The 23,423-nt window shown below is 48.1% G+C and carries 20 protein-coding genes; 10 read left to right on the top strand and 10 right to left on the bottom strand.

The annotated features are described in order from the left end of the window. Window positions 1–3: 3 nt before the first annotated feature. From AC27K1_RS11240 to AC27K1_RS11215, 6 genes are all read right to left on the bottom strand, one after another. Window positions 4–1,785 (bottom strand): type VI secretion system baseplate subunit TssF, encoded by a 1,782-nt coding sequence (locus AC27K1_RS11240; protein ID WP_487150625.1) that lies wholly within the window; start codon window positions 1,783–1,785, stop codon window positions 4–6. Next, a complete protein-coding gene (locus tag AC27K1_RS11235; RefSeq protein ID WP_487150624.1) occupies window positions 1,785–2,129 on the bottom strand; it encodes a hypothetical protein in 345 nt (114 codons plus the stop codon). Before AC27K1_RS11235 ends, AC27K1_RS11240 begins: the two co-directional genes overlap by 1 nt. A 9-nt stretch (window positions 2,130–2,138) precedes the next feature. Then, the gene (locus AC27K1_RS11230; protein ID WP_487150622.1) at window positions 2,139–3,386 is read right to left on the bottom strand and encodes a type VI secretion system contractile sheath domain-containing protein; all 1,248 of its coding nucleotides are present in this window, start codon (window positions 3,384–3,386) and stop codon (window positions 2,139–2,141) included. Window positions 3,387–3,396: 10 nt separating this feature from the next. After that, window positions 3,397–4,902: a type VI secretion system contractile sheath large subunit gene (gene tssC / locus AC27K1_RS11225; RefSeq protein WP_487150621.1), complete on the bottom strand. Its 1,506-nt coding sequence runs from the start codon at window positions 4,900–4,902 to the stop codon at window positions 3,397–3,399. A 79-nt stretch (window positions 4,903–4,981) separates the two neighbouring features. Beyond that, entirely contained in the window at window positions 4,982–5,485 is a 504-nt protein-coding gene (tssB, locus tag AC27K1_RS11220; protein WP_487150620.1) for a type VI secretion system contractile sheath small subunit, read from the bottom strand. A gap of 446 nt (window positions 5,486–5,931) precedes the next feature. Then, window positions 5,932–7,026 (bottom strand): hypothetical protein, encoded by a 1,095-nt coding sequence (locus AC27K1_RS11215; RefSeq protein WP_487150618.1) that lies wholly within the window; start codon window positions 7,024–7,026, stop codon window positions 5,932–5,934. A 124-nt stretch (window positions 7,027–7,150) separates the two neighbouring features. Between AC27K1_RS11215 and AC27K1_RS11210 the strand changes: the two genes are divergently transcribed. The 6 genes from AC27K1_RS11210 (at window position 7,151) to tssH (ending at window position 14,265) form a co-directional block, all read left to right on the top strand. Further along, window positions 7,151–9,076, top strand: a complete 1,926-nt coding sequence (locus tag AC27K1_RS11210) for a type VI secretion system Vgr family protein (RefSeq protein ID WP_487150617.1) — start codon at window positions 7,151–7,153, stop codon at window positions 9,074–9,076. Between the two features lie 24 nt (window positions 9,077–9,100). Next, on the top strand, window positions 9,101–9,670 hold the full coding sequence (locus tag AC27K1_RS11205; protein ID WP_487150616.1) for a DUF6931 family protein: 570 nt from the start codon (window positions 9,101–9,103) through the stop codon (window positions 9,668–9,670). A 31-nt stretch (window positions 9,671–9,701) separates the two neighbouring features. Continuing rightward, complete coding sequence (tssJ, locus tag AC27K1_RS11200) at window positions 9,702–10,190, top strand: type VI secretion system lipoprotein TssJ (RefSeq protein WP_487150615.1); 489 nt, start codon at window positions 9,702–9,704, stop codon at window positions 10,188–10,190. Between the two features lie 165 nt (window positions 10,191–10,355). Further along, a complete protein-coding gene (locus AC27K1_RS11195; protein WP_487150614.1) occupies window positions 10,356–10,916 on the top strand; it encodes a hypothetical protein in 561 nt (186 codons plus the stop codon). A 339-nt stretch (window positions 10,917–11,255) separates the two neighbouring features. Then, complete coding sequence (locus AC27K1_RS11190) at window positions 11,256–11,564, top strand: hypothetical protein (protein ID WP_487150613.1); 309 nt, start codon at window positions 11,256–11,258, stop codon at window positions 11,562–11,564. A 37-nt stretch (window positions 11,565–11,601) separates the two neighbouring features. After that, window positions 11,602–14,265 (top strand): type VI secretion system ATPase TssH, encoded by a 2,664-nt coding sequence (gene tssH / locus AC27K1_RS11185; protein ID WP_487150611.1) that lies wholly within the window; start codon window positions 11,602–11,604, stop codon window positions 14,263–14,265. A gap of 184 nt (window positions 14,266–14,449) precedes the next feature. Here tssH and AC27K1_RS11180 read toward each other — a convergent pair whose 3' ends face one another. Beyond that, entirely contained in the window at window positions 14,450–15,532 is a 1,083-nt protein-coding gene (locus tag AC27K1_RS11180; protein WP_487150609.1) for a hypothetical protein, read from the bottom strand. A gap of 243 nt (window positions 15,533–15,775) precedes the next feature. On the opposite strand from AC27K1_RS11180, the gene AC27K1_RS11175 reads away from it, so the two are divergent. The 3 genes from AC27K1_RS11175 to hisD all read left to right on the top strand — a co-directional run bounded on the left by AC27K1_RS11175 (window position 15,776) and on the right by hisD (window position 18,887). Then, window positions 15,776–16,429, top strand: coding sequence for a hypothetical protein (locus AC27K1_RS11175; protein ID WP_487150608.1), 654 nt, complete (start codon window positions 15,776–15,778; stop codon window positions 16,427–16,429). A 476-nt stretch (window positions 16,430–16,905) separates the two neighbouring features. Further along, window positions 16,906–17,571: an ATP phosphoribosyltransferase gene (gene hisG / locus AC27K1_RS11170; protein ID WP_487150606.1), complete on the top strand. Its 666-nt coding sequence runs from the start codon at window positions 16,906–16,908 to the stop codon at window positions 17,569–17,571. Next, window positions 17,568–18,887: a histidinol dehydrogenase gene (hisD, locus tag AC27K1_RS11165; RefSeq protein ID WP_487150604.1), complete on the top strand. Its 1,320-nt coding sequence runs from the start codon at window positions 17,568–17,570 to the stop codon at window positions 18,885–18,887. Before hisG ends, hisD begins: the two co-directional genes overlap by 4 nt. A 51-nt stretch (window positions 18,888–18,938) precedes the next feature. Here hisD and AC27K1_RS11160 read toward each other — a convergent pair whose 3' ends face one another. Further along, on the bottom strand, window positions 18,939–20,078 hold the full coding sequence (locus tag AC27K1_RS11160) for a S1C family serine protease (RefSeq protein ID WP_487150603.1): 1,140 nt from the start codon (window positions 20,076–20,078) through the stop codon (window positions 18,939–18,941). Window positions 20,079–20,330: 252 nt separating this feature from the next. Then, a complete protein-coding gene (locus AC27K1_RS11155; RefSeq protein ID WP_487150601.1) occupies window positions 20,331–20,789 on the bottom strand; it encodes a pilin in 459 nt (152 codons plus the stop codon). Between the two features lie 211 nt (window positions 20,790–21,000). On the opposite strand from AC27K1_RS11155, the gene AC27K1_RS11150 reads away from it, so the two are divergent. Further along, window positions 21,001–21,762 carry a Nif3-like dinuclear metal center hexameric protein gene (locus tag AC27K1_RS11150; protein WP_487150599.1) on the top strand — a complete coding sequence of 254 codons (762 nt, stop codon included), beginning with the start codon at window positions 21,001–21,003 and terminating at the stop codon, window positions 21,760–21,762. A gap of 75 nt (window positions 21,763–21,837) precedes the next feature. On the opposite strand, the gene AC27K1_RS11145 is transcribed toward AC27K1_RS11150, so the two are convergent. Beyond that, entirely contained in the window at window positions 21,838–23,373 is a 1,536-nt protein-coding gene (locus AC27K1_RS11145) for a YfcC family protein (protein WP_487150597.1), read from the bottom strand. Between the last annotated feature and the right edge of the window lie 50 nt (window positions 23,374–23,423).

The raw sequence follows: 23,423 nt of genomic DNA, 5'->3' as shown, positions 1-23,423 counted from the left end.
CTGTCAGATTTCAATACGTCGTCCGAAGTTCCAACGCCAGTTTCGTTCGTTATGCAGGCCCGCAATAAAGTGGCTGTGGTTACCAAACGGGCGCCAGTAGGCCAGTAGCTGTTCAAAAAAACGCAGCATCAGTAACGTCGGTAAACTATTAAAGGACGCGGTGTTGAGCCGGACTTCAAAGCGACATCCCAGGCTCACCATATGATGGTGGTTATGGTGATCGACGGGGCACACTTCCTGTTCACAGGAAAGTGATTTAATCGCATTGATAATGCCTGGTTCAAGACCACTGTCCTTGCGAAAAAATAATGCCATGATGTTGCCCAGTCGTTCTTCGACATTTTCATCACAAAATAAACTACGAGGGTTCAGCAACAGCGAGCCAAGCAGCAGCCATCCTGGGCGGCGGTCTTCCAGACCTCTGACAGACCAGCTACGTACAAGAACCTGTGCAGTCGACCCGGGAAGACAGTCAAACAGCGGTTTGATGGGAGTGAAAGGCGGCAGTTCATGTGTTTCCATGTCAAAACAAAGACATTTTGATGAAATAATGCGACCGTGTTGTGATGCCCTGAAGGGGCTGGTATCCAAAAATATCAAACTATCGTCTGATTGACTCCGTAGAAAATTCCAGTACAGTTTCGAATCCTGGTCACCACGGGCACAATCCGATATTGGGGAGAGTGTTCGAATATCCGATGGGTCAGTCACATCCTGCACGGACAATATTTGGTAAACCCTGCTGTTTGGATAACTGGGATTATTTTTCAATGGGTACTGCAAACGGTCATGGTTTAAATTAATCGGCTCCATCTGTTGTTCGTAAAGATTAATAATGGGAAGGCATCGAAGTTTAATATGATCTGCCGTAATTCGTTTGAGTAATGGTTCGGCACAATCATTATAGAGCACCCAAATGACCAGGTGGCTTGAGGTTAACCGTTCACAAACACTCTGTAAGGGAAGCCTGAGGAATCGAAAAAAATCAGGATAGGCAAAAAACTCCCGGAGCAATTGTAAGGCTGGAAATAATCGTTCATCCCTGGCGAGTAGCCTGTTTTGCGCTGAAAACGCCGGCAGTATGAATTGCCTGCAGTCAACAGCGGTATAACTATCACCGTCGCCTATGAGTATTTGTTCTGCGGGGCCGGCCATGAGATCAAACAGCAAATTGGATAAAGGCGTCTGTGGATCAATATAAAAATCCAGATGTTGTTGATCCGGAGGCGGTATGGAAAGACCGCTGGCTTGAGTTGAACATACGATCTGAAGGCCAACACGAGCGCCCTCTGTCAGGTTTGTCGGTAACGGAAAGGGGCCCCGGCTCAACGTGGCTGACTCGACCTCCCAGGGGGGAACGCTGGCCGTGAAAGGGGTTCTGAAATCCTGCAGCCCTCCCTGTTCAGAATTCACAACAAACCGACTGTTGGCTTCTAATTTGATATGGGTACGATTTTTGAGTTGAAGCAGTTCAATGATGGCGGCTGCTGGCAGGGGGGCAGTGACTTCCTGCGCCATGAGGTTTAGCAATTGGTCGCCAATGGCATCGTAATGACTGTCCAGACGTTGTTGGAGTCTTGCCATCAGTAGCGCGACACCTTCAAGCATCAACGTCATGTCTGGATCCTTTGGCCGCCCCCCCAGTAATTGTAGTTTTCGGGCAATGTCAGGATGACGTTGTTCGAACTGGGCAAGTTCTTGGTGCAGGGCGTTAATTTCCTGCTCAATGTAATTTCTCAGGCTGTGGTCGTCAGCCTGTGTCTGCCAGAAATTATGATTAGCCATTACTTGAGAACATACTTGATAGGTGTTGATTGATCATCAACCGTCAGCCAGCCTTCAATGGTGATGGAAATGGCTTTGCCTGGCTGATTGTCAACAGTAATACTGATTTTTTTCAGACGTGGCTCAAAGTGCGCAATGGCTGCTTTCAGCTTACTGCAGACAGTGTCCACATTGCATAAAGGTGTGAACAGACTGGGCATGCCGTAACGAAACAGTGGCAGGCAATCTGACAGGCCGTTGGGTGTCAGTGGTGCACGACTGGATAGCAGATGTGAAAGCGATGTAATGACACTGTAGTAATCCTGGTCTTGACCGGAATTGGAATCAGTAAAATGCTCAAACACATTCAGCTCCTATGCACTGCCTTTTTTATGCATCACTTTCAGGGCGAGCGGTTTCGTCACCATGCCAGGGGGTAAATTGGGTGTCAGGTCAAGGCTGATGGCCATTTTCGTTGTGTCAAACGGAGAGTGTGTTACATGAACCGTTGCTTTACTGAAAGGAAATTTGCAATACATTTCATGGTTCAGAATTTTAGTGGGCATACAATATTTCTGAATCCATTTGTCCAGTATCTGTTTACATTCTGCCGGTGTTAACGTTTGGCCAATATTCTCACGCAATATGGCCTTCATGTGGTGTGCAACACGGCATGCGATAAGTAACCAGGACAATGGCTCTTCCGCTTTTGCTTCCTGTTGACTGGATTTACTGTCCTTGGAAAACCGGTGAAACATGGATTGGGTGAATAACCCGGGCAGGCCTTCGAGCCAGGTTGAGGATAGCAACATGATACCCAGTCTCGAATAAAACTGATCCAGTGATTCTGAAAACTGCCAGGTAGCGCGCAATGTTGTGTTGTCTGTTGTCGGAAGAATCGCGCCGCCCACTTCATCCGGTCCCCAGCATTGCAGACCGGCGAACCAACTGAAGAGATCGAAGTCTTTTATGACGCAGGCCGCCAGACAGATTGCGCCAGAGATCTTATGGTGTCCGGATGGGGCATTTTTATTAATCAGATAAGCGCCGGGCCAAACAATACCGAGGTACAGGCTATGTGGCTGGTCTCGCAGCTGACGGTAATGGGCCAGCGAATGGCTGTTATAGATTCTTAACAGGCGTTCCTCAAGAAAGGCGATGCGATCCGTTTCAGGTTCAAGCCACTGTTCATCCATCGGGCATATAACGGGGCAAAGGGAACTTTTCCCTATGTGGGCCAGGGCGGATAACAGATAAACGTGCATTTTTGCCTGCCTGCCCAATGGGTTGACCGGAAAGTCCACGATTAACAGCCCAAAAGGCGTACCACCCTGTGTATCAAGCTCCCTGTGATAGACGCGGTTATAAACCAATGTGTACTGCAGTGCGGCTGACTGTTTAATATCGTCTGCCAGCTCGTCCATGGTCAAATCCAATACCCGGATAAGACAGTTCCTTCCGGGGCTGACGATGGTCGTAAGGTAGTGAATGCCACGCCAGGTCGTCTGTAATTGTGAGACTACAGGGTCTTGGGATACGTGCATCATTTGTTTATTAATGGCCTCGCCTGCAACGACGATCAGCCGCGCAATGTGCGCTTTTAAAGCCTTGGCATTTTTCATACGGCGTTGATTAACTTGGAATCGTTGCTACGAGCCTGAGTGAAGCCGACAGCTCTTCGAGTTGCAGCCAGGGAAGCAAATAGGCGACAGCCGAATAGCAACCGGGACGACCACGCTGTTCAATGACCCTGACGGATGACTCCTTGAGAGGAAATCTTGCACGCGCTGAATTCCCGACCGCTGAAGCATTGGTATATTTGCCAAGCCAGGTACTGAGCTGACTCTGCAGATCGGCAGCTTCAAGGTTTGAACCAATCATGTCACGACCCATGACTTTCAGATAATGCGCGATCCGTCCTGATGCCATCATGTAAGGCAACCTGGCCGATATGGCCGCATTCGCCGTCGCATCAGGGTTTTCATAGACTTTCGGCTTTTGTGTGGTCTGTGCGCCGATGAACGTTGCATAATTGGTTGCCTTGTAATGAACCAGTGCAAGAAAACCCAGGTCGCTGAGTTCTTTCTCCCGTTCATCCGTAATGTTGACTTCCGTGGGACACTGCTGAATGAAGTCACCGGTATCGGCTTTATAGAAATAATTGGGGAGATCAACAACTTTCCCGCCATTTTCCATACCGCGTATGGCAGTACACCATCCGGAACGGGTAAAGGCTTCCGATATTTTCAGGCCAAGTGCAAAGCAGGCATTACTCCAGACGAAATCGCCTTCCTGGTCAAATATCGGCGTTCCGTTTTCGTCACGTTCAAATTCCTCAAAATCAAACGCTTCAACGGGTTGTGTATCTTGCCCGTAAGGCTCCCGGGCCAAAACCCTGGGTAAAGTCAGTACAAAATAGCGGGAATTGTCAGATTCCCTGAAGCTGTTCCATTTATTGTAAACAGGGGAGTTGAAACCTTGGGCAATGGGCCGCCCTTCTGAAAATGCCGGAAAATCAGGAATGCCGAACATATCTGGAGAGGCCGCCGCAATAACGGGGGCGTGACAGGATGCCCCTACCTCGGCAAGAGCCCTTATTAAGGAAATGTCCTGATTCTTGTAGCTGAATGTATAGTCCGTAAGCAGAACACCATAAGGTTCTCCACCGGCGGTTCCGTATTCATGATGATAAATAATATTGAAGAGCGGGCTTCTGTCGATGGTGGGTGCATCCTGAAACTGCTTCAGGCAATCCTTTCTATTGATGTTCAGCAATTTGATCTTCAGGTCTGCTCCGAGTTCTGAATTGGTCACAAGGGTATGTAAACCCCGCCAACGACCTTCCAGGTCATGAAGCTCTGGTGCTTTAAGCACCTTGCGTATTTGTTGACCGATACTTCCATCAATACAGCCGACGGCGTTATTAATGGTCTTCAACAGGTTTTCTGACCAGCAAAGCTTGTCACTCTTGTACTGTCTGCAAAGTTGCGCCAGTAATCCTTTCAGCTCTTCTACTGAGCATTGTCCACGAGCCAATACCAGCATCTTCAGAACGCTGTCCTCACTGGCTTCGAGTATTTCATCAAGCAGTGAGGCTTCTCGTCTGGCTTCTGCCTCATCAGAAGAGGCATCTGTCATTTCGTCGCTCAAGGTCGTGTCGCCTCAGAATATCAGTAAAAACGCCGACTCGTTACCTCGCTCAAGGGCTTGGGGCGGGTTACGATTCGATGCCGAGTTCATTACTCAGTTGCTCCATCAAATCGCTGTTTTGTAATACCTGCTTGAGGCCTTGCTCAAGCTCACGTGAGCGATCCGCCTTGGCGAGTAACACTAGTAGCTGGTTACGTGCCTCAATCAGTTCCTGGACAGCAGGAATTTGCATCGCAAGCCTGTCAGGCTCAAAGTCTTCCATTTTTTTAAATGAGAGATCGCATGTTAATGTTTCTTCCTCCGGGTCACTGGACAATGTGTTTTCAACCTTGATGGTGACCTGAGGTTTGAGCCGAGCCATCACGGTATTGAAGTTTTCCTGGTCAATCTGGATGAACTGCCGTTCGTGCAGGGGGAGTTGCTGATCGGACGGCAGCATGCCTGAGAAATTGCCGAGTACGCCGATAATAAAGGGCAGTTCACGTGTTTCAACTGACCCGTAAGTTTCAACGTCGTAAGTAATAGATACTCTGTTCTTGCTTATACGTTTATGTTGGGAATTAAGAGGCATTGATAACTAACCTGTTACTTTATGCTATGACTAAGCTTTATCCATCTGGTTGAGTAAGAACTGTGCCGAGTGAAAAAATATAGACGTTAATTTAATAATGTTTTGGAAAAGCTTATAAATTAATTTTACAAAAATCTGTTTTGGTTATTACTAAAACGGTTTTATGACAATAGGGATACTGGCACTAAAACTGCTTCTTCTAAGGATCTATCGGTTAATTTACTCTGGTTCAATTGAGTGGGCTGATTCTATTGCCAATAAAAAATTTGGAAATTAGATAATTTGAAGAAAAATCTAATGTTTCAAGCCAAATGGTTGGATTATTTGTTTAGGTTGACAAGTGAATGCAGTTATAGCTTTATTTTCTATCTTCATCGTTGTTTGTCGACGGCTATGTCGGTGTCGATCAGGTTCTCCCTGTCACTGAATAAACCAATATGCGTGCATCAGGATTTTTTCTTGGTTTCTTTGTTACCCGTTGCCTGATCGGTATTAGAAATATCGCTAAGCCCGAGTAATGAACAAAATCGTTCCAGTGTGCCCTGATCCTCGGCAAGTTCGGTTTTTAGCAGTTCAGGCAGGGTTAAGTGAGACCAGCGCAACGCTTTCTCGAGCAGAAAAGGGAGCGGGCTTAATGGCTCAAAAGTGATAAAGTACTCATAGACGAGAGTGAGCTTTTCTATCGCGTCTTCGCGGCTGGTAAGTTCCATGCTGCTCTCATTACGCTCTTTCTTATCATCTTTCTCTTTTGTTTCTTTTTTCTGTGGCGCTGCAACGCCTTTTTCTGGTGGTGTCGACGGTGTGCTTTTTGATTGCTGAGGCTCTTCACCAATATAACTGTTCAGGATTGAGATGCTGGATTTCATCCACTTCAATAGTGTTGATGTCTCAACGACTAGTTCGCTGGTGCAGCCTTGCGAAATCTGCTGCAAAAAGGTCGTTGTATCCGTCAGATGATTGCGTACCTGCGCTATTTCCTTGCTGAGTTTCGGTGTGATGGTTTTTTTTAAATTTGTTTTTTCATCCGTACTCAAGGCTTCGAGTTGTGGTTTGCTTCTTTCAGCGAACAAGGGCAGTAGGCTGAGGGTTTCATAGAGCAAGGGGGTACCCTCATGGTCGCCGATTACGGTGTTGAGTTTTGTTATGCCCTTGTTGAGTTTGTCTGCAGAACCCTCGTCCACTTGCTGCATTTGCTTATTGAGCCAACAGGCGGCGAGTTGCAGTGCATCACTGAGGTTTTCCCATGGAGTGAAAGAGAACTGGCAGCAGTAGATTATCCAGCCAAGCCACTCAGGGTTCCAGTCATCCTCAAGAATACGTGCGTTGAGCCATTCAAACAGCGTTTCCCAACTGTCCTGATTGGATTGCATCAGACTTTGCAGCCTGTCTTTTTCTGGTTCGTTTACCCAGTCATTCAGTGTGCCCTGAGCAATAAGCAGTAATTCATTAAATGCAATGTAATCATCGTGATTTATATCCTTTATAGATAAATTATCCTGACTTTTCACGGTCGTAAGTAACGATGCTAACTGTGATTGCATGATAAGGATTTTCCTGGGTGTCAATCTGCTTATGCTATAGTAGCCCCATAGTCTTCATGCAGTATTTAAAATGATTCAATCCGATGCGACGGTGGGATCTCTTATATTTCAGGCGTCTAGTGGCATGGAGTATACGACCGTTAATTTACATGTCTCAGAAGCCATCAATGCTGTTTTTGTTGCAACGGGTTCCATTGTTGCGGCTGGCATCCCCAGCGAGGAGCTGGCTGGTTTGGTGGGAAAGCCGGGGTGTTTCCTTTATTCTGTCGTATCGAAATCGAAGGCTCAGATCGAGACGCATATTGTCTGCCATGGCATAGTGCGTTCCGTGCAGGACCAGCCGTTCATGCCGGCGGCCGATATGTTTAGCTGGGAAATTTGCGTCGTACCATGGCTGGATTTGCTCAAGAATACGATTAATTCCCGGATTTTCCAGGAAATTCCGCTGGATAAAATGATTGAAGAAGTGGTCAGTGAATACGCGTTTGAACATAAGTTGACGTTTATCACGCAGCCAGAAACCGTGAAGCCTCTGTGCATACAGCACCAGGAAAGTGATTATGATTTTATAACCCGCCTACTGTTTGAAGAGGGCTATCACTTTTATTTTGTCTCTGATAAGACAGCGAATGAAATGATCATTGACAACACCAACCAGGGCTTTCGCCAGGCTACACAGAATAAAATCTACGTACGTTTCCATAATGAAGATGAAGAAGAACTCTACCTGGAAAGCTGGTTGACGAATAATGAAATGGGTGGCGGAGGATGGGAATACACGGGATATGACCCTGATATGGGACAAGCCATGCTCAGCCGCGGTGTCACTCCGCCTGAGGATGTGGGCATGGCATGCAGTATGCGATGGGAAAGCCGTCAGTTCTGTCAGGATGCCTTAAATCAGGCGGTATTGCGTTGTATGGAGAACCACGAGAGTGAACGGTATACGGTGATCTGTGACAGCGCGCTGCCATGCCTGCATGCTGGCCTTCAGTTTACATTGGAAGGGCATCCCGAAAGCGTGCATAACGATGTGCATATTATATCCACCATGGAGCACCACTTTGCATTGTCCGGTTCCTATGGCATCAATCTGATTCAATATCACAACAACTTTACCTGCTTCCCGATATCAACCGTCTTTCGCAGTAATCCCTTTAGCAGAAAAGTGGTGGATGGTGTTCAAAAGGGAACGGTAACAGGGCCCGATGGCGAGGAAATCCATTCCGATGAGTTTGGGCGTGTCCAGGTTCTGTTTCACTGGGATAAAAACGGAGAATATCCCTGCTGGATGCCTGTCAGGCACGCCTTTGCCGGTGAGAGTTTTGGAAGTAGTGTTTTGCCGAGGATTGGCCAACAGGTTGTGATAGATTTTTTTGATGGAGACCCGGACCAGCCATTTGTAACAGGTTCCCTGTATACCGCGGTGAATACGCCTGTTGAAGTCACTGCCGAAATCCTGATGCTCAAAACCCGCTCCACGCCAAAAGGACAGGAAGACGATTGCCATATATTCCGTGTCTGTGACACCAAGGACAGCGAGGAACTGTTTATACAGGCCCAGAAAGATATGTTGTGCCAGGTGAAAAATAATAGCAGCACGACGGTGACAGGCGAATCACTGACAGAAGTAGAAAAAACGCTGGTGATGAAATCCAAGGAAGATATGACCCATGAAACGGAGGCGGCGGCCCTGGTGAAGGCCGGCGGTGATTATACCTGTGATTCTATGGCCGCGGTTAATATAAGCTCTGCCGGGGAAACGGCCCTGAGTGCGCAGGGGCAAACCACGATAGAATCCCCGCAGGGTGTGGTCCTGCAGTGCGGCAGCAATACCATTGAAATCACACCCACCGGCATTACTATTAATGGCACCATGGTTGATATTACATCCCAACAGATGTCGGCTTCAGCCTCTACCATGACGCTGGAGTCATCGTTCAAGGCAGTGGTGTCCGGTTTGATGGTTGATATTGATGGAAAAATACAAACGCAAGTCAAAGCCGGCGTGAATCTTGTCAATCAGGGTGGCGTTGTCAGGATCAATTAACCACAAAACCTATCGTTTAATGTAATGAAATATCGTGGGATCAGGATTCATGACTTAAGGGATATCATCAGTACTGTTGATCTGACAGAAGAAACGACAGAGATCTTGCGTGATCATCCTGACATTCTATCCAGCTTGAGGCAGTTGTGTCAGAAACAGCTATACAACGATTGTATTCAGATTATTGCCCATGCGCTTGATTGCCGTGAGGCCATACTATGGGGCCGGGATTGCCTGAATGAGATGGCGTTTGTCTGTAACCCGAAGGAACAAGCGGTTTTGGAGAATGTGAACCGCTGGCTTGACGATGACCGGGAGGAAAATCGCGGCCTCAATTGTCATGGTCTGGAAATCGCTGGTTCGTATTCGCCAGTAGCTTGGCTTTCACAGGCGGTCTTCTATAGTGGTGGTAGTATTATTGAGGGAGATGTTGCTGTTGAACCGCCTGCTCATCTGTTTGGCGACACTGTTGCAGCAGCCGTTATGATAGCCGCGTGTGCGGGTGATGATGGCCTCTCACAAACCACTCGGTTGCCATTATTTATTGATCTGGGCGTAAAAAACATTATGAACCTGTTAGAGGCTGAATTCTAAACGTGTATCACTGATAGTTGGTCAAACAACGATGAAGTCACTGACGAATATTGAAAAATGTTATCGGATAGTCATACTTTCCTGCTATCTGATGGTACAGGGGTGTAGCTTTCATTCTGAACATATACGGTATGTAGATATTGTTATAAAAGCCAGCGAGTATATAAATCCGTCTGATAAACAGGAGACGAGTCCGGTTTTTGTTAAAATTTACCAGTTGTCAGATTATGGTAATTTTCAAATGGCTAACTTTCTGGATTTATATCAGGATAAAGCCGATGTTGCTCTTGGCAATCAATTAGTCCGCTTACAGCCTCCTGTTTCTATCCGGCCGGGTGATATCTGGCGAAAAAGGGTTGAATTAGAGCCTCAGACGCATTACATCGGTTTTCTGGTTCAATTCAGGCATTATGAAGACAGGGTGCATCGCCAATGGCTTGAAGTTAAGGAGCGTTCAAAGCAATGCATTCAGCTGCAGATATCTGGACTGAACTTGTCACTGAATGAGCGTTGTAAGTAAAAACTGTCTTGTTGGAGGTGGTAAAGAATCGTGTATTTCCTCTTTCACTAAAGGTTTTAGAGTAAGTGAGTCCGGTGTCATAAGTTACTTATGACGCAATACAGCGTCGCTTTTATACCGGAAATTATGACGTCATATTTTTTAATTGCAATCAGGGTGGTGAGCATGGAAAACGATAAACTAATGACTGTTCGTGAATTCACCGATTATTTTCACGGTGATTTTCCTAAAGTAGATACTGCAGGAGGAGTTGATCTGGAAGATGATAGTAAATGGTTTCCATTTGACAGGGCGGTTATTGGTGTAAGCAACATGAGCAGCTCAGGAACCGTATCAACTGCCGGTCGATCGCCTTTATTGCAACCGGTTATGATTGAAAGGGTGCCTGATGTTGCAACAATTTTTTTTCTGCAAGATATTATTATGCGCAGGCATTCTCAATACACGATAGATTTGCTTCAAATCGCCGAGAATCCGGAAGGAAATGATAATGTCATATTGTCCCAGATTACCATGAAAGGTTCTATACACGGGTCTATGACTATACGACTTGGTGAGAATGAAGGGTTAATCTTTAATATCAGTTCGTTGATAGTGGGCCAATGGTACTTTATGAAGAATGTAGATGGAGAGCAGAAGCGTCATCATGGGGGAACTTTTGGTTGGGATTTTTCAACAGGAGAGGAAGGAGAAAGTGATCCACTTTTATTTGATGCCTTTCTATAACTAACAGTTACGGCTCAAAGTACCCAAGCCCAAGTTTTCTCAGTGTGCGGGCCTGCAGGAAGTGGGCTGTAGCCGAGTAAACATGAGATTAATCTTGTGCAGGTGCTTTTCACCTTGTCAGATTAATATGTTGCAGGTATTAGAATAGGGTGTTTTATAAAAGGAGGTAGGAATATCATTGGATTGTTTATTTTTGCATGCTGGAAAGAGTTTATTTCAAGGGGGGGAATCTTTGTTGATGGCGTTGGGGTAGTGTTAAACAGCATAACAGTTTTTAGAGGTGCTATTATGCACATCAACAGATGAGGCATATAACCTATTCATCAGGGTATGGTCTGTATGAGTGAAGATATCGTTTTTAAGTTTCAACTGGGTCTGATTCTTCCAAAGCTGAGAGACAGCGTGGGTGAAGCGCTGGGTAATATTGTCTCCGAACTTGTCGATAGTGTGAATGCCGGTCGTATGGGCGATGATGCGCCCGTTGGTATGGATGAGGTTAAGCAGCTGATCATGCAGGATATTGAGATTTTTCTTGATAACGAAATTTTGCCTGCAGTTCAGAAAAAATTGGAAGATTCAGGCGATGAGTCTGATACTGATGCTGTTGATGAAACAGCAGAAGCGACCAGTGAGGAAGGCGAGTCGTAAACAATGGCACGATTGCGCATTGTTCTCGCCGTGAATTATGCAATCGTTGGAACTGAAAACCCTTATCAGCAAGCTTGATCCAAGCCTGCGAAAGTCCCTGGAATCTGCAGCCGGTCTCTGTGTCCGATATCAGCACCGATATATTGAAATTGAACACTGGCTATTAATGGTGTTTTCTGAACCGTCTGCGGATATCGAAGCCGTGATCAATTCCCAGAAACTGTCCCGGCAAATCATTCTGTCGGATCTGGAAGCGCGGCTGAGTCGACTGGAAAAAAGTGATGCAGGCACGCCGTCACTTTCCATGTCCATCCTGGCGTTGATCCAGGATGCCTGGCTGGTCGCCTCGGTGAATTATCAGCATGATGTCATCACGGGCTTTGATCTTTTACTGGCCCTGTTGCAGAAGGCGCAATACACCGTTCTTGATTCACCCATGGCCAGGGAGTTACAGAGAATTTCCCTGCAAAGCCTGCAGGCCATGGCTGAGGGGAACATGCCCGGTGATAATCGTGAGGGTGATAGCGCCAAGACCAGGTCGCAAGATGTTGGCCGTGAGCGCCTGGCCAAAAAGGGCGCGCTGGATAAATACACGATCAACCTGACTGATGCTGCGCGTAATGGCGATCTTCGTCCGATCATTGGCCGGCAGAAAGAGATTCGGCAGGTCATCGACATACTGTCACGTCAGCGGCAAAACAATCCGATCCTGGTGGGTGACCCCGGTGTGGGTAAAACCGCCATTGTTGAAGGACTGGCGCAGCGCATTGTAACCGGAGAAGTGCCGGAAAGTATGCAGGGCGTTGCCCTGCATACGCTGGATCTGGGTTTGTTGCAGGCGGGAGCCAGTATACGGGGAGAACTGGAAAGTCGTCTTAAGGACTTAATGAATGAAGTCAGGAGTGCACCGACCCCTGTCCTGTTATTTATTGATGAAGCTCACACCCTGATTGGTGCCGGTGGTGCTGCCGGGCTGAATGATGCAGCGAATTTGCTCAAACCCGCACTGGCAAGGGGAGAATTGCGGACTATTGGCGCGACCACATGGGCAGAGTTCAAAAAGTATTTTGAGAAAGACGCCGCGCTGGCAAGACGTTTCCAGCTGGTCAAGGTTCTGGAGCCGGATGAGAAAGAGTCCTGTCACATTGTGCGGGGTGTGGCACGGTCCCTGGAAACGCACCACGGGGTGCGGGTTCATGATGATGCCGTTGTCGCGGCAGTCGAGCTGGCCATCCGTTATTTGCCTGAACAACAGTTGCCAGATAAAGCCATCAGCTTGCTGGATACAGCCTGCTCCCGGGTGGGTCTCTCCCGGCATGCACTTCCCGAGGTGATCGAAGAGCTTGAGCATCAACATGCTTATCTGGAGCGTGAACTCAATGAGCGGCGCAGGGATAAGGCTGCCGGGCATGATGAGCTGGAGGAAAGCCTCGACAAACTGGAACATTCAAGGGCCAGTACCCGAGAGTTACTGGATGATTTATACGGGCGCTGGAAAAAAGAGCGGGCGCTGGTTGAGGAACTCGCAGAACTGGAAAGTCAGGCGGATAATGCGTTTTTGCAAAAGAACAACGAGGAAAAGCCGCCCATAGAGCAACCGGCGCCGGTATCTCGCTCTGACATTGTGAAACAACGCAGGGAACTGGAGCAGGTTCAGCAGGAACAACCCATGGTTTTCCCCCGGGTTGACAGCACGATTATTGCCTCCATCCTCTCCAGTTGGACGGGCATTCCCATCCGTAACATGTTGTCCGATGAAATTCAGCGGTTACTGACGCTTGAGACGCAGCTGAAGGCTCGGGTGATCGGGCAGGATGATGCACTGGCCGAACTCAGCCAGTGCATCAGAACCAGTCGTGCAGGTCTCTCGGATCGTCGTAAACCGGCTGGCGTATTCCTGATGTGTGGCCCATCCGGTGTTGGCAAAACGGAAACGGCACTGGCGCTGACTGAAGAACTGTTTGGTGGTGAGCAGAATCTCACGACGCTGAACATGACGGAATTCAAGGAGGAGCACAAAATTTCCCAATTACTGGGATCACCTGCAGGTTATGTCGGGTATGGAGAAGGTGGACTGTTGACGGAAGCCATCAGGCGTAAACCTTATTCGGTGCTGTTACTGGATGAAATGGAGAAATCACACCCGGGTGTGCACGATATTTTTTATCAGATATTTGATCGGGGGGCTGTCAGCGACAGTGAAGGCCGGGAAGTCAATTTCTGTAACACGATTATTATTATGACCTCCAATGCGGCGGATTATGCCATTATGGACGTTGTGGATAAATTTCAGCGCGATGAACAGCGTAAACCGACGCGAGATGAGATTCTTGAGGCGATCCAGGAAGAATTGCTGAACTATTTTAAACCCGCATTTCTTGGGCGGGTGGTCATCGTTCCCTATTTGCCGTTGGATACTGATGATATGCGTAAAATCTGCAGGTTGGCGCTGGAGCGTATCCGCAAGAATGTGGCTGATCAATATAAGGCAACACTAACCGTCAGTGATGAGGTGGTTGAGCAGCTGGTTGCATGGAATAATAACCCTCTGGTGGGCGCTCGAGCGATAGAGCAATTGGTCAATCGCAACTTGTTACCTCGTTTATCGGTAGATTGTCTGAAGCGTTTGACGGATAAACTGCCAATTAACCATATTGATGTTTCACTTCAAAATCATCAGATGGTTTTTGAAATATCATAAGTTTATTTGTAAGACTGTTGGGGGGTAGAAAAAAGACGTTTATGATGTGGATTGCTTGGTTCTTATGTTTTTTTAGGTGTTTGATATTTTTGAATAGATGTATTTTATTAAAGTAAAATTAAGTCGGCTTAAATCAATGGTTGCTTATCTATTCTTGATATTGCCTTAATGTGCTATCTATAGATTAACCTATGGCGTCCTCGTAGTCAGAATCAGATGATTCGTAGGATTGATCTAGATCTTCATTGGCAGTTACATAGCTTTCTTTTGATGAGGTCTGTGATTGTCTTTCAGGCCGATAGTCCCTCTTTTGCAAAACAATAGAATGTGTATCACAAAGTTCCTTGTACATTTCAGATATTTCTTCAATAGAGTGGGCGAATATAAAACCTGTTCCAATTTTCCCGATACACAATCTATGCCCTATATGTATAAACTCATGAATTGGCTCGAGCGTTTTCGTATCTTCAGAGCCTTGGATAAAAATGGCGAGTGGGGTAAATAATCCATAATCTTCCAGTTCTGATGACAGTACAATATCACGTACTGTTCCCTTGGCGTCTAACTGAGTTTCTCCATGATTCATAAATAGAGCGAATTGGTGGCAGCTAGCTAAGCCAGACTGATTTTTTTCGGATTCATCGATAGCTATTTCACTTAAAGCGTGAGTGTCAGTGGTAGGGAAGCCTTTATCCTTATTAAGAATGCTGTCTAATCCTTTTGTGACACAGTCAGAAAACCTGCGTTGCCATGTTTTGGATGGGATATATATACTTTCTACATTGTTCTTTTTAATAACAAAACAGAATCCTCCTCCTGTTTTATCTTCAAAATAGGGTGATAATATTTCATCTCTTATATTTCCATTAATATACCTAAAGTAAGTGCTTGCAATTTTGAAATGATATTTTTGGTGGAAGGCATAGGATCTTCCTGATGTAAGTTCCACGATTGCTGGCGGATATGACTCTTGCTCTGTAGGGGTTATATGAATTTTCATCGGCAGGTTTTGTATAATTGCTGTATTACCATGATGAAAGTGCTTTTGATCATTGCCTCGATGACAAAAAGGGCGATCTTGTATGATTAGCCGTAAAGTTGTCCGCTCTGTTTCTATCGATCGACCATACGTTTGAGTGGGTCTTTTAAAGTTTCTATCAATAGATTCGGGTGTTTCTTCTTGGTTGTTTTTAGGGCTTTCTGTACTTGTAGCTGGTTGAAAACTCTTTCTGTGGGCTAATACTGAATCGTGACTTACTTTTTGCATTTTAAAATGTTCCGATAGAGGGTAATGATCAAGTGTGGTGATATATATGATGCGTTTTTATTGAAGAAGTTCCCTTTGATTGTTTTGTTATCTTGAAGTTGTTGATGTTGAAAGATTAAATGTTTTTTTGATTTTTTGTTGATGATAAAGGCAGGGGATATGCACAGTTGAATCTGATTCAATTCTATATGCTAGACTGTGTATTCTGCATTAATGTTTTAGGTTTAATGGGTTTATTTCTCCATGAAAGTGTATGGTATGGTTTGTCACTATGGCGAGCTTGAATCTGGTGATGTACTGATTGAACATAAGCGTTCTGGTACCCCTGGTGACTTGATTACACATGCAGCTGTCGTAGCTCAAGTGCTTGAAGAGGGGAAACCTCCATGGATTTTCCATCTGACAGGATGGGGAGGTTTAGCTCTCGATCAAATCTATAAAACCAATAGTACCTGCTGGTCAGGCTATCGTCTCAATATTGAGGGGATTGGTGAAACGGTTCTCAATATTGCCATGCGCTGGCTCCATAATAATGCGAGTCTGGAAAATATGGATTATATCTCAGAAGCAGGCATTACAGTTCCAGGTGTCTATGATACTCCTTCACTACTGATGGCGTTTTTCGGTAGGTCATCGTACGGATATAAAGCAAGACAATATGCAGATTACCTAAACAGGCATTGTTGGGAAGATCCACCGGATACTTTGTGCCCACATACAGGAAACTTTTTTTCAGGGGCTATTTGTTCATACTTGCCCATTGCGCTTTATCAAACGACACTTGGTACTGATAGTGAAATGTACATGGCTATAGATGCAAAAAGGACGCTTCCTCGTGCTCTCGTAAAATACTTTGATAGTAATAGTCACTGGCAAAACTTTGATATTCCATGGTAATTATTGATTTCACTGTTATTTTATTGTTGTTTTTGAGAGAGAATGTCTTGTTATATTAAATGTTTCTGAGTGATTATGTTGTTGAAATCCGGTTTTTGTTTTCAGGATTGGCTGAGGTTTATGTCTTTTACCATTCTTTTTCATAACGAGAATTCTTGTTGGTTTTTATATTTTAATATTCCTGAAATTGGATTTTCTGATTTTTCTGTGAGGCTCGTCATTTAACCTCCACTGCTGCTCGGCATTCTTTTTATTCGTTAAATACGCTGTGCCTATCAGAATTGACTCATAAAAGCGTTCGCGGTGTTGATAAAACCTCCAGTATTTTTTGGATTGACAGTGCACTGCTGATCTTCGTTCAGGGGGCAACAGTGGAAATTGAGCGCAGATTCACACTTCAGTCACTATGCTGTCTGTGGCAGAATCCGCCCATAAAGGCTGAAACTATCGTATAAAAACCGACGCCGGACATAATAATGACAGAAGAAGTACTCACTATCGCGCTCTCCAAGGGGCGTATCCTGAGGGATACCTGTCCCTTGCTGGAAGCCGCTGATATCCGTCCTGCTGAAGATGTGGAAAAGACCCGTAAACTGATTATTCCGACCAATCAACCCAATGTCAGGTTGCTGATTGTTCGTGCCAGTGATGTGCCCACCTATGTGGAGTACGGTGCCGCCGACCTGGGCGTTGCGGGCAAGGATGTCCTGATGGAGCATGGCTCACAGGAACTCTATGAACCGCTGGACTTGAATATTGCCCGTTGCCGGCTTATGACAGCGGCGCCGGTGGGGCAGCAGGAGATTCCCGGCAAGCGCCTGAGAGTGGCAACCAAATTTGTTAATGTCGCTAAGCGTTATTATGCCGGCCTGGGGCAACAAGTGGACATTATCAAACTCTATGGTTCCATGGAGCTGGCGCCCCTGATTGGTCTGGCGGATCGCATCATTGATGTGGTCGATACCGGCAATACGCTCCGGGCCAATGGGCTGGAGCCCCGCGAGGTCATTGCGGATATCAGTTCGCGACTGGTTGTGAATAAAGCGGCAATGAAGGTGAAGCACCGTTCCTTGTCAGTATTGATTAATATCCTGTCTGACGCCGTCGACAGGGCCCGCCGGGAGCAGGGGGAGTTGTCATGAGTTCTGCCCAGTCATTGTTAAGGCCAGCGCGGCTGGTGGCGGGTTCTGGGGATTTTGAGCGTCGGCTTGATCAGCTGCTGGCATGGGAATCGGTGTCTGATAACGATGTCCAGCAAACGGTGACTCAGATCGTCAACCGGGTTCGTGATGAAGGCGATGCAGCCGTCGTTGATTTTACCCGCCGTTTTGATCGTGTTGCCGTTGATACTATGCAGGCGCTGGAATTGAGTGAGCAGCGGATCGCTGAAGCCCTGAAAGCCATCTCTGATGCACAATTCGAGGCGCTGCAGTGTGCCGCAGACCGTATCCGCCAGTACCATGAAAAACAATTGCAGTCATCCTGGCAGTATGAAGAGCGTGACGGCACGGTGCTGGGACAAAATGTCACACCACTGGACCGGGTCGGTATTTATGTTCCCGGTGGGCGCGCAGCGTATCCTTCCTCTGTTCTTATGAATGCTATTCCTGCCAAGGTGGCGGGTGTATCCGATGTTGTCATGGTGGTTCCTACCCCTGATGGCATCATTAACGAGATGGTTCTGGCGGCAGCGGCGCTTGCCGGCGTAGACCGGGTCTTCACCATCGGTGGTGCCCAGGCGGTCGCGGCGCTGGCCTGGGGAACGGAATCCATCCCGAAAGTCGATAAAATTGTCGGCCCCGGCAATATCTATGTAGCGACGGCGAAACGGATGGTATTTGGTCAGGTCGGTATCGATATGATTGCCGGACCATCAGAAATACTGGTTATTTCTGATGGGGGTACGAATCCTGACTGGATTGCCATGGATCTGTTTTCCCAGGCTGAACACGATGAAGATGCCCAGGCGATCCTGATCGCCACTGACAGTGACTGGCTGGATCAGGTAGAAGCGGCCATGAACCGTTTACTGCCGGATATGGAGCGTCGTGACATTATTGCTGCCTCTGTGAATAACCGGGGAGCCCTGATCCATGTGCCTGACCTGGATGCGGCAGCGGCGCTGTGTAACCGGATTGCGCCTGAGCATCTGGAGTTGTCAGTGGCAGACCCGGATGCATTAGTGCCATCAATCCGCCATGCCGGCGCAATTTTCATGGGACGATATACCGCGGAAGCCCTGGGGGATTACTGTGCGGGTCCGAACCACGTACTACCGACGTCGGGAACGGCACGTTTTTCATCCCCCCTGGGGGTTTATGATTTTCAGAAGCGCTCTTCACTGATTCGCTTTTCCGCAGAAGGTGCTTCAGAAATGGGGAAAGTGGCGTCGGTTCTGGCGAGGGGAGAAAGTTTGACGGCTCATGCCCGATCAGCGGAATACCGTATCAAATATTAGGACGTACGTCTTAGGCAGCAGCCAGGTAAGCTGCTGCCTGTATCACCATTTTTAATGCCGGTTACTGAGTAAAGGGGGGCGCTCACCGACCCGGGATACCAGTTTGATGGTGTCGCCACCACGCAAAACCGTGATGGGAACTTCGCTGCCGGGGGCCAGGTTCGCTACCTGGTTCATGATCTGCTTGCCGTCATTGGCTTCCATATGATTGATACTGATGATGACATCGCCGCGCTGCAGGCCAGCTTCAGATGCCGGGCTGTTGTCATAAATGCCGGAAATCAGGATGCCGTTGCCGGGTTCAAGCCCGAAGGCGGCGGCAAGTTCCGGCGTCAGGGCCTGGGATTCTATGCCCAGCCAGCCCCGGATCACGCGGCCGTTTTCAATAATGGCACTCAGAACCAGGTTGGCGAGGTTGGAGGGAATGGCAAAACCCAATCCTTCGCTGCCACCGTCGCTGGTCAACAGGGCAGTGGAGATACCGACCAATTCTCCCTTCGCATTCACCAGGGCGCCACCGGAGTTGCCAATGTTGATGGCGGCATCCGTCTGAATGAAATTCTCATAGGTGCTCAGCCGAAGGTTACGTTGGGTTGCACTGATGATGCCCATGCTGACGGTTTGTCCCAGGCCAAACGGGTTGCCAATGGCCAGTACGACATCACCAGTGCGGATGGCCTGGGAGTCCGTCCAGGTGATGCTCGGCAGTTTGTCCAGCTGGATCTTTAATATCGCCAGATCGGTTTCCGGGTCGGTACCAATAATGGTTGCATGGGTTTCCCGGCCATCCTGCAGGGCAATAATGATATCGTCTGCGCCTGCGATGACATGGTTATTGGTCAGGATATAGCCGTCTGGCCGGACAATGACACCGGATCCGAGACTGGACTGGATGCGTTGACGGCGGGGAACCCTGTTATAACTGTACGCATCCTGTAGCAGCGGATTGTCAAGCTCGGCCGGGGGGCGCCGTATGGCGCGAGTCGTAAAGATATTGACGACGGATGGCGCGGCATGCTCTACGGCATCGTTATAGGAGACGGGGCCTGAAAAAGCGGTCAGGTGATTTCCCGGCTGGCCGTCTTGAGCGCCACGAAAACCATTCAGCCGGGGAAAGAGTTGCAAAAGCACGATAGCAAAAAGCAGCCCACACAAACCAGGCCAGCCGAAATAACGCAGAAAATGCTTCATCCGTTTGCTGATACCACTCCGGTGTTGATTTGTAATAAATTATCTTGAGAACGAAGACATGATGATCCACGAATTGTATGTAATTGTCTGATTGATGGCAAAACGAAGTTTTTATCCTGTACTGGTTGGGGAAGCGGTAAGGCGCGAGTTTCCCGAACCTTTTTCTGTTCCGTCCGGGGAACCTCTATCCGGGTGCTCCAGTGTCATTGCGCTTGATGCCAAATCAAGGCAGTGGACAGCTGTTTGACGTTTTTATGGGAGTGAGGGGCCAGTGGTATTACGGCAGCTTGTAGGCAGGTACTCAGTTTTCATGCCTGATGCCGGGAGAGCAGCGCATGTCCATATAATAGCGCCGTTGTGTATATTCGGCACAATAACCAGCATGGCGCCGTTGACAACTTTTGCGTTAAACATTATCGAGATTGAGCCACCAGATTGTATGCGCACACTGGTTACAGCATTTCCCGACGGCGTGTTGTCAAGACCCGCACTTTCATTGGATGTGGGCCACGTACCCTCAGAGGCGTAATACTCAGAAACCGCCGCTTTGACACCAGACGCCATGTTCAACCCCTCCGAGACATGGGCGCGCTTTGTGTAATCCTGGTAAGCAGGAATCGCTATAGCGGACAAAATGCCAATGATGGCGATCACAATCATCAGCTCTATCAAGGTAAAACCTTGTTTGCTGACCTGGCTGCCAGAGGGCATGACTCCTCTCCTTGGAATATGCGCTTTATTTTTTTGATTACAAAAAAGTGTGGTTGGCCTCTTCCATTTTGTCTAGAAACGTAACCTGCCTTGAGCAGACCGCAGGGAGGTGCATTGATGGCCAACTTCAAATAACACGGTTAGTTGGGCTTTTTGTCAGATGTTTTTGATAAAGTTATGGAAATACCGTTTGTCAGAATGGAAACCGTTTATGCCAGTAACGCTGAATGACCTGGTTGAAACCACCGAACAGAAACTCAAACCCTGGCTGTTCAAGGACTATGCACCCAATGGGTTGCAGGTAGAAGGACGTAGCGAGATAACGCGGATTGTCTCGGGCGTCACGGCCTGTGAGGCACTGCTGGATGCTGCCATCGCTGCCGATGCGGATGCCATTTTGGTGCATCATGGTTATTTCTGGCGGGGGGAAAATGCCTGTCTGACAGGCATGAAGCGCCGTCGTATCGGTAAACTGATCCAGCATGATATCAGTCTTATCGCTTACCATCTGCCGCTGGATGCTCACCCTGAACTGGGTAACAATGCCTGCCTGGGAAAGCGTCTTGGATTTGAAACCACTAGCGGCATGGATGCCGATGAACAAACCTCAATTGGCCTGACAGGACGCCTGACCAATCCACAGACGCTGGACGCGCTGGGTGGGCATGTCGAGCAGGTTCTGGGGCGAACACCGTTACTGGTGAGTGGTGGTGACCATCCGATCAGGACCGTTGCCTGGTGTACTGGCGGAGCCCAGGGTTACATTGAAAAAGCCCTGATGCTGGGAGTCGATGCTTATATCAGTGGTGAAATCTCTGAGCAGACCACCCACTTTGCCCGTGAAAATGGTATCCACTACATTGCTGCCGGCCATCATGCGACGGAGCGTTACGGCGTGCAGGCGCTGGGAGAATGGTTAGAGACAACGTTGGGGATTGATCATCAGTTTGTGGATATTGATAACCCGGTCTGAGTCAATGTTTGGTAATAGCGATTATCTATCCTGTCGATGATTAGCAGCCAGCCCGGAGGCTGGCTGCTTTGTCTATCAGAGGTAGGCCGTGATCAGAAGCAGCACGGCTGCGAGACCTGTCAGCATACCCAGCAGTGGTAACACGAACTTCAACCACTTATCAAAGGTCACGTTGACCATGGCCAGAGAGGCCAGTACCAGTCCAGTCGGGGTGATGAACGCCATCAGACCCATACCATACTGGTAGGCGCTGACAATATTATCCCGGGGCAGACCCACGACATCGGCCAGTGGGGCCATGATGGGCATGGAAAGTACAGCCAGGCCGGAAGAGGAGGGTACAAAGAAAGAGATACCGGCAAACAGAATCATCATCACAACGATGAAGAAGCCTTTATCCATGCCATCAACCAGACCGGCGCTGGCATGCAGGATACTGTCGCTGATCATGCCCTGATCCATCAGGATGGTGACGCCGCGGGCAATGGCAATAATCATGGCCACGCCCAGCAGATCACTGGCGCCCTGCAGGAATTCTCTGACAAAAGCCTTTTCGTCACTGCGGGAGAGTACCCCGACGACCAGTGATGCGACGAAGAACAGTGTGGTCATTTCCATGAACCACCAGCCCAGCTGGGAGACCCCGTACACCATGATAATGAAGGTCGCTGTAAACACACCAAGAATCAACTTGGTTTGAGAGCTCATCTGGGTATTGTCAGTTGAGTGGTTGCCGAGGAAGCGGGCTTCCAGTTCGGCTTTCTGACTGAAGATGAGTGATTTCTCGGGGTTGGCCTTTACTTTCTCGGCATAACGGATCAGGTACCAGATACACAGGGCGGTGCCCAGCACCAGCATGATCAGACGGGGTGTCAGGCCATCGGTCCAGTTAATGCCGGCGGCGTTGGAGGCAATGATAGTGCTGAACGGGTTGACGGTAGAGCACATGGTGCCTATGGATGACCCTAGGTAGATAGCCGCAAGGGCGACGATGGCGTCATAGCCGGCGGCCAGGAAAATCGGTACCAGGATCGGATAGAAGGCGATGGTTTCTTCCGCCATACCGAAGGTGGTGCCGCCAACGGAGATCAATGCTGTCACAATGATGATCAGCCATTTTTCACGACCTTCCAGAGCGGTAGAAAGGCTCTGAATGCCCGAGTTGAAGGCGCCCGTATGGTTGACCACCCCGATGAAGCCACCAATCACCAGTACAAAGAAAACGACGCCAATGGAGTCGTACATACCGGCGATAGGTGCCTGGAAGAAGGCTGACACGCCCTGAGGGCTGGGCTCGACCGTGGTATAGGTACCGGGAATGCCGATAGGCTTGCGGATATCGCCACCGGTGAATTTGTCGAGTTGTGCCTTGATATCAAACTGGTTCAGCGTTTCCTGTGTGGCGGGAAAGGCTTTCATCTCGCCGGACGCGTAAGTAACCGTGAACGTATTGCTGACGTCGTCGTACGACAATTTATCGTAGATACCCGGTGTCACCATCCAGGTCAGTATCGCGACCAGTGCGGCAACGATTAACAGAACCGTGTAGGCGGATGGAAATGACAGTTTTTTCTTCTGTTCAGAATGCGTAGCGGTCGCAGTACTGCTCACGGTAGAGTCCCCCTAATAGCAACAGGATGTGCGGTGTTTTTGGTGTTACC

The sequence above is a fragment of the Kistimonas ophiarachnellae genome, from assembly GCF_057552235.1.
This window is presented reverse-complemented; position numbering and strand designations above follow the sequence as displayed.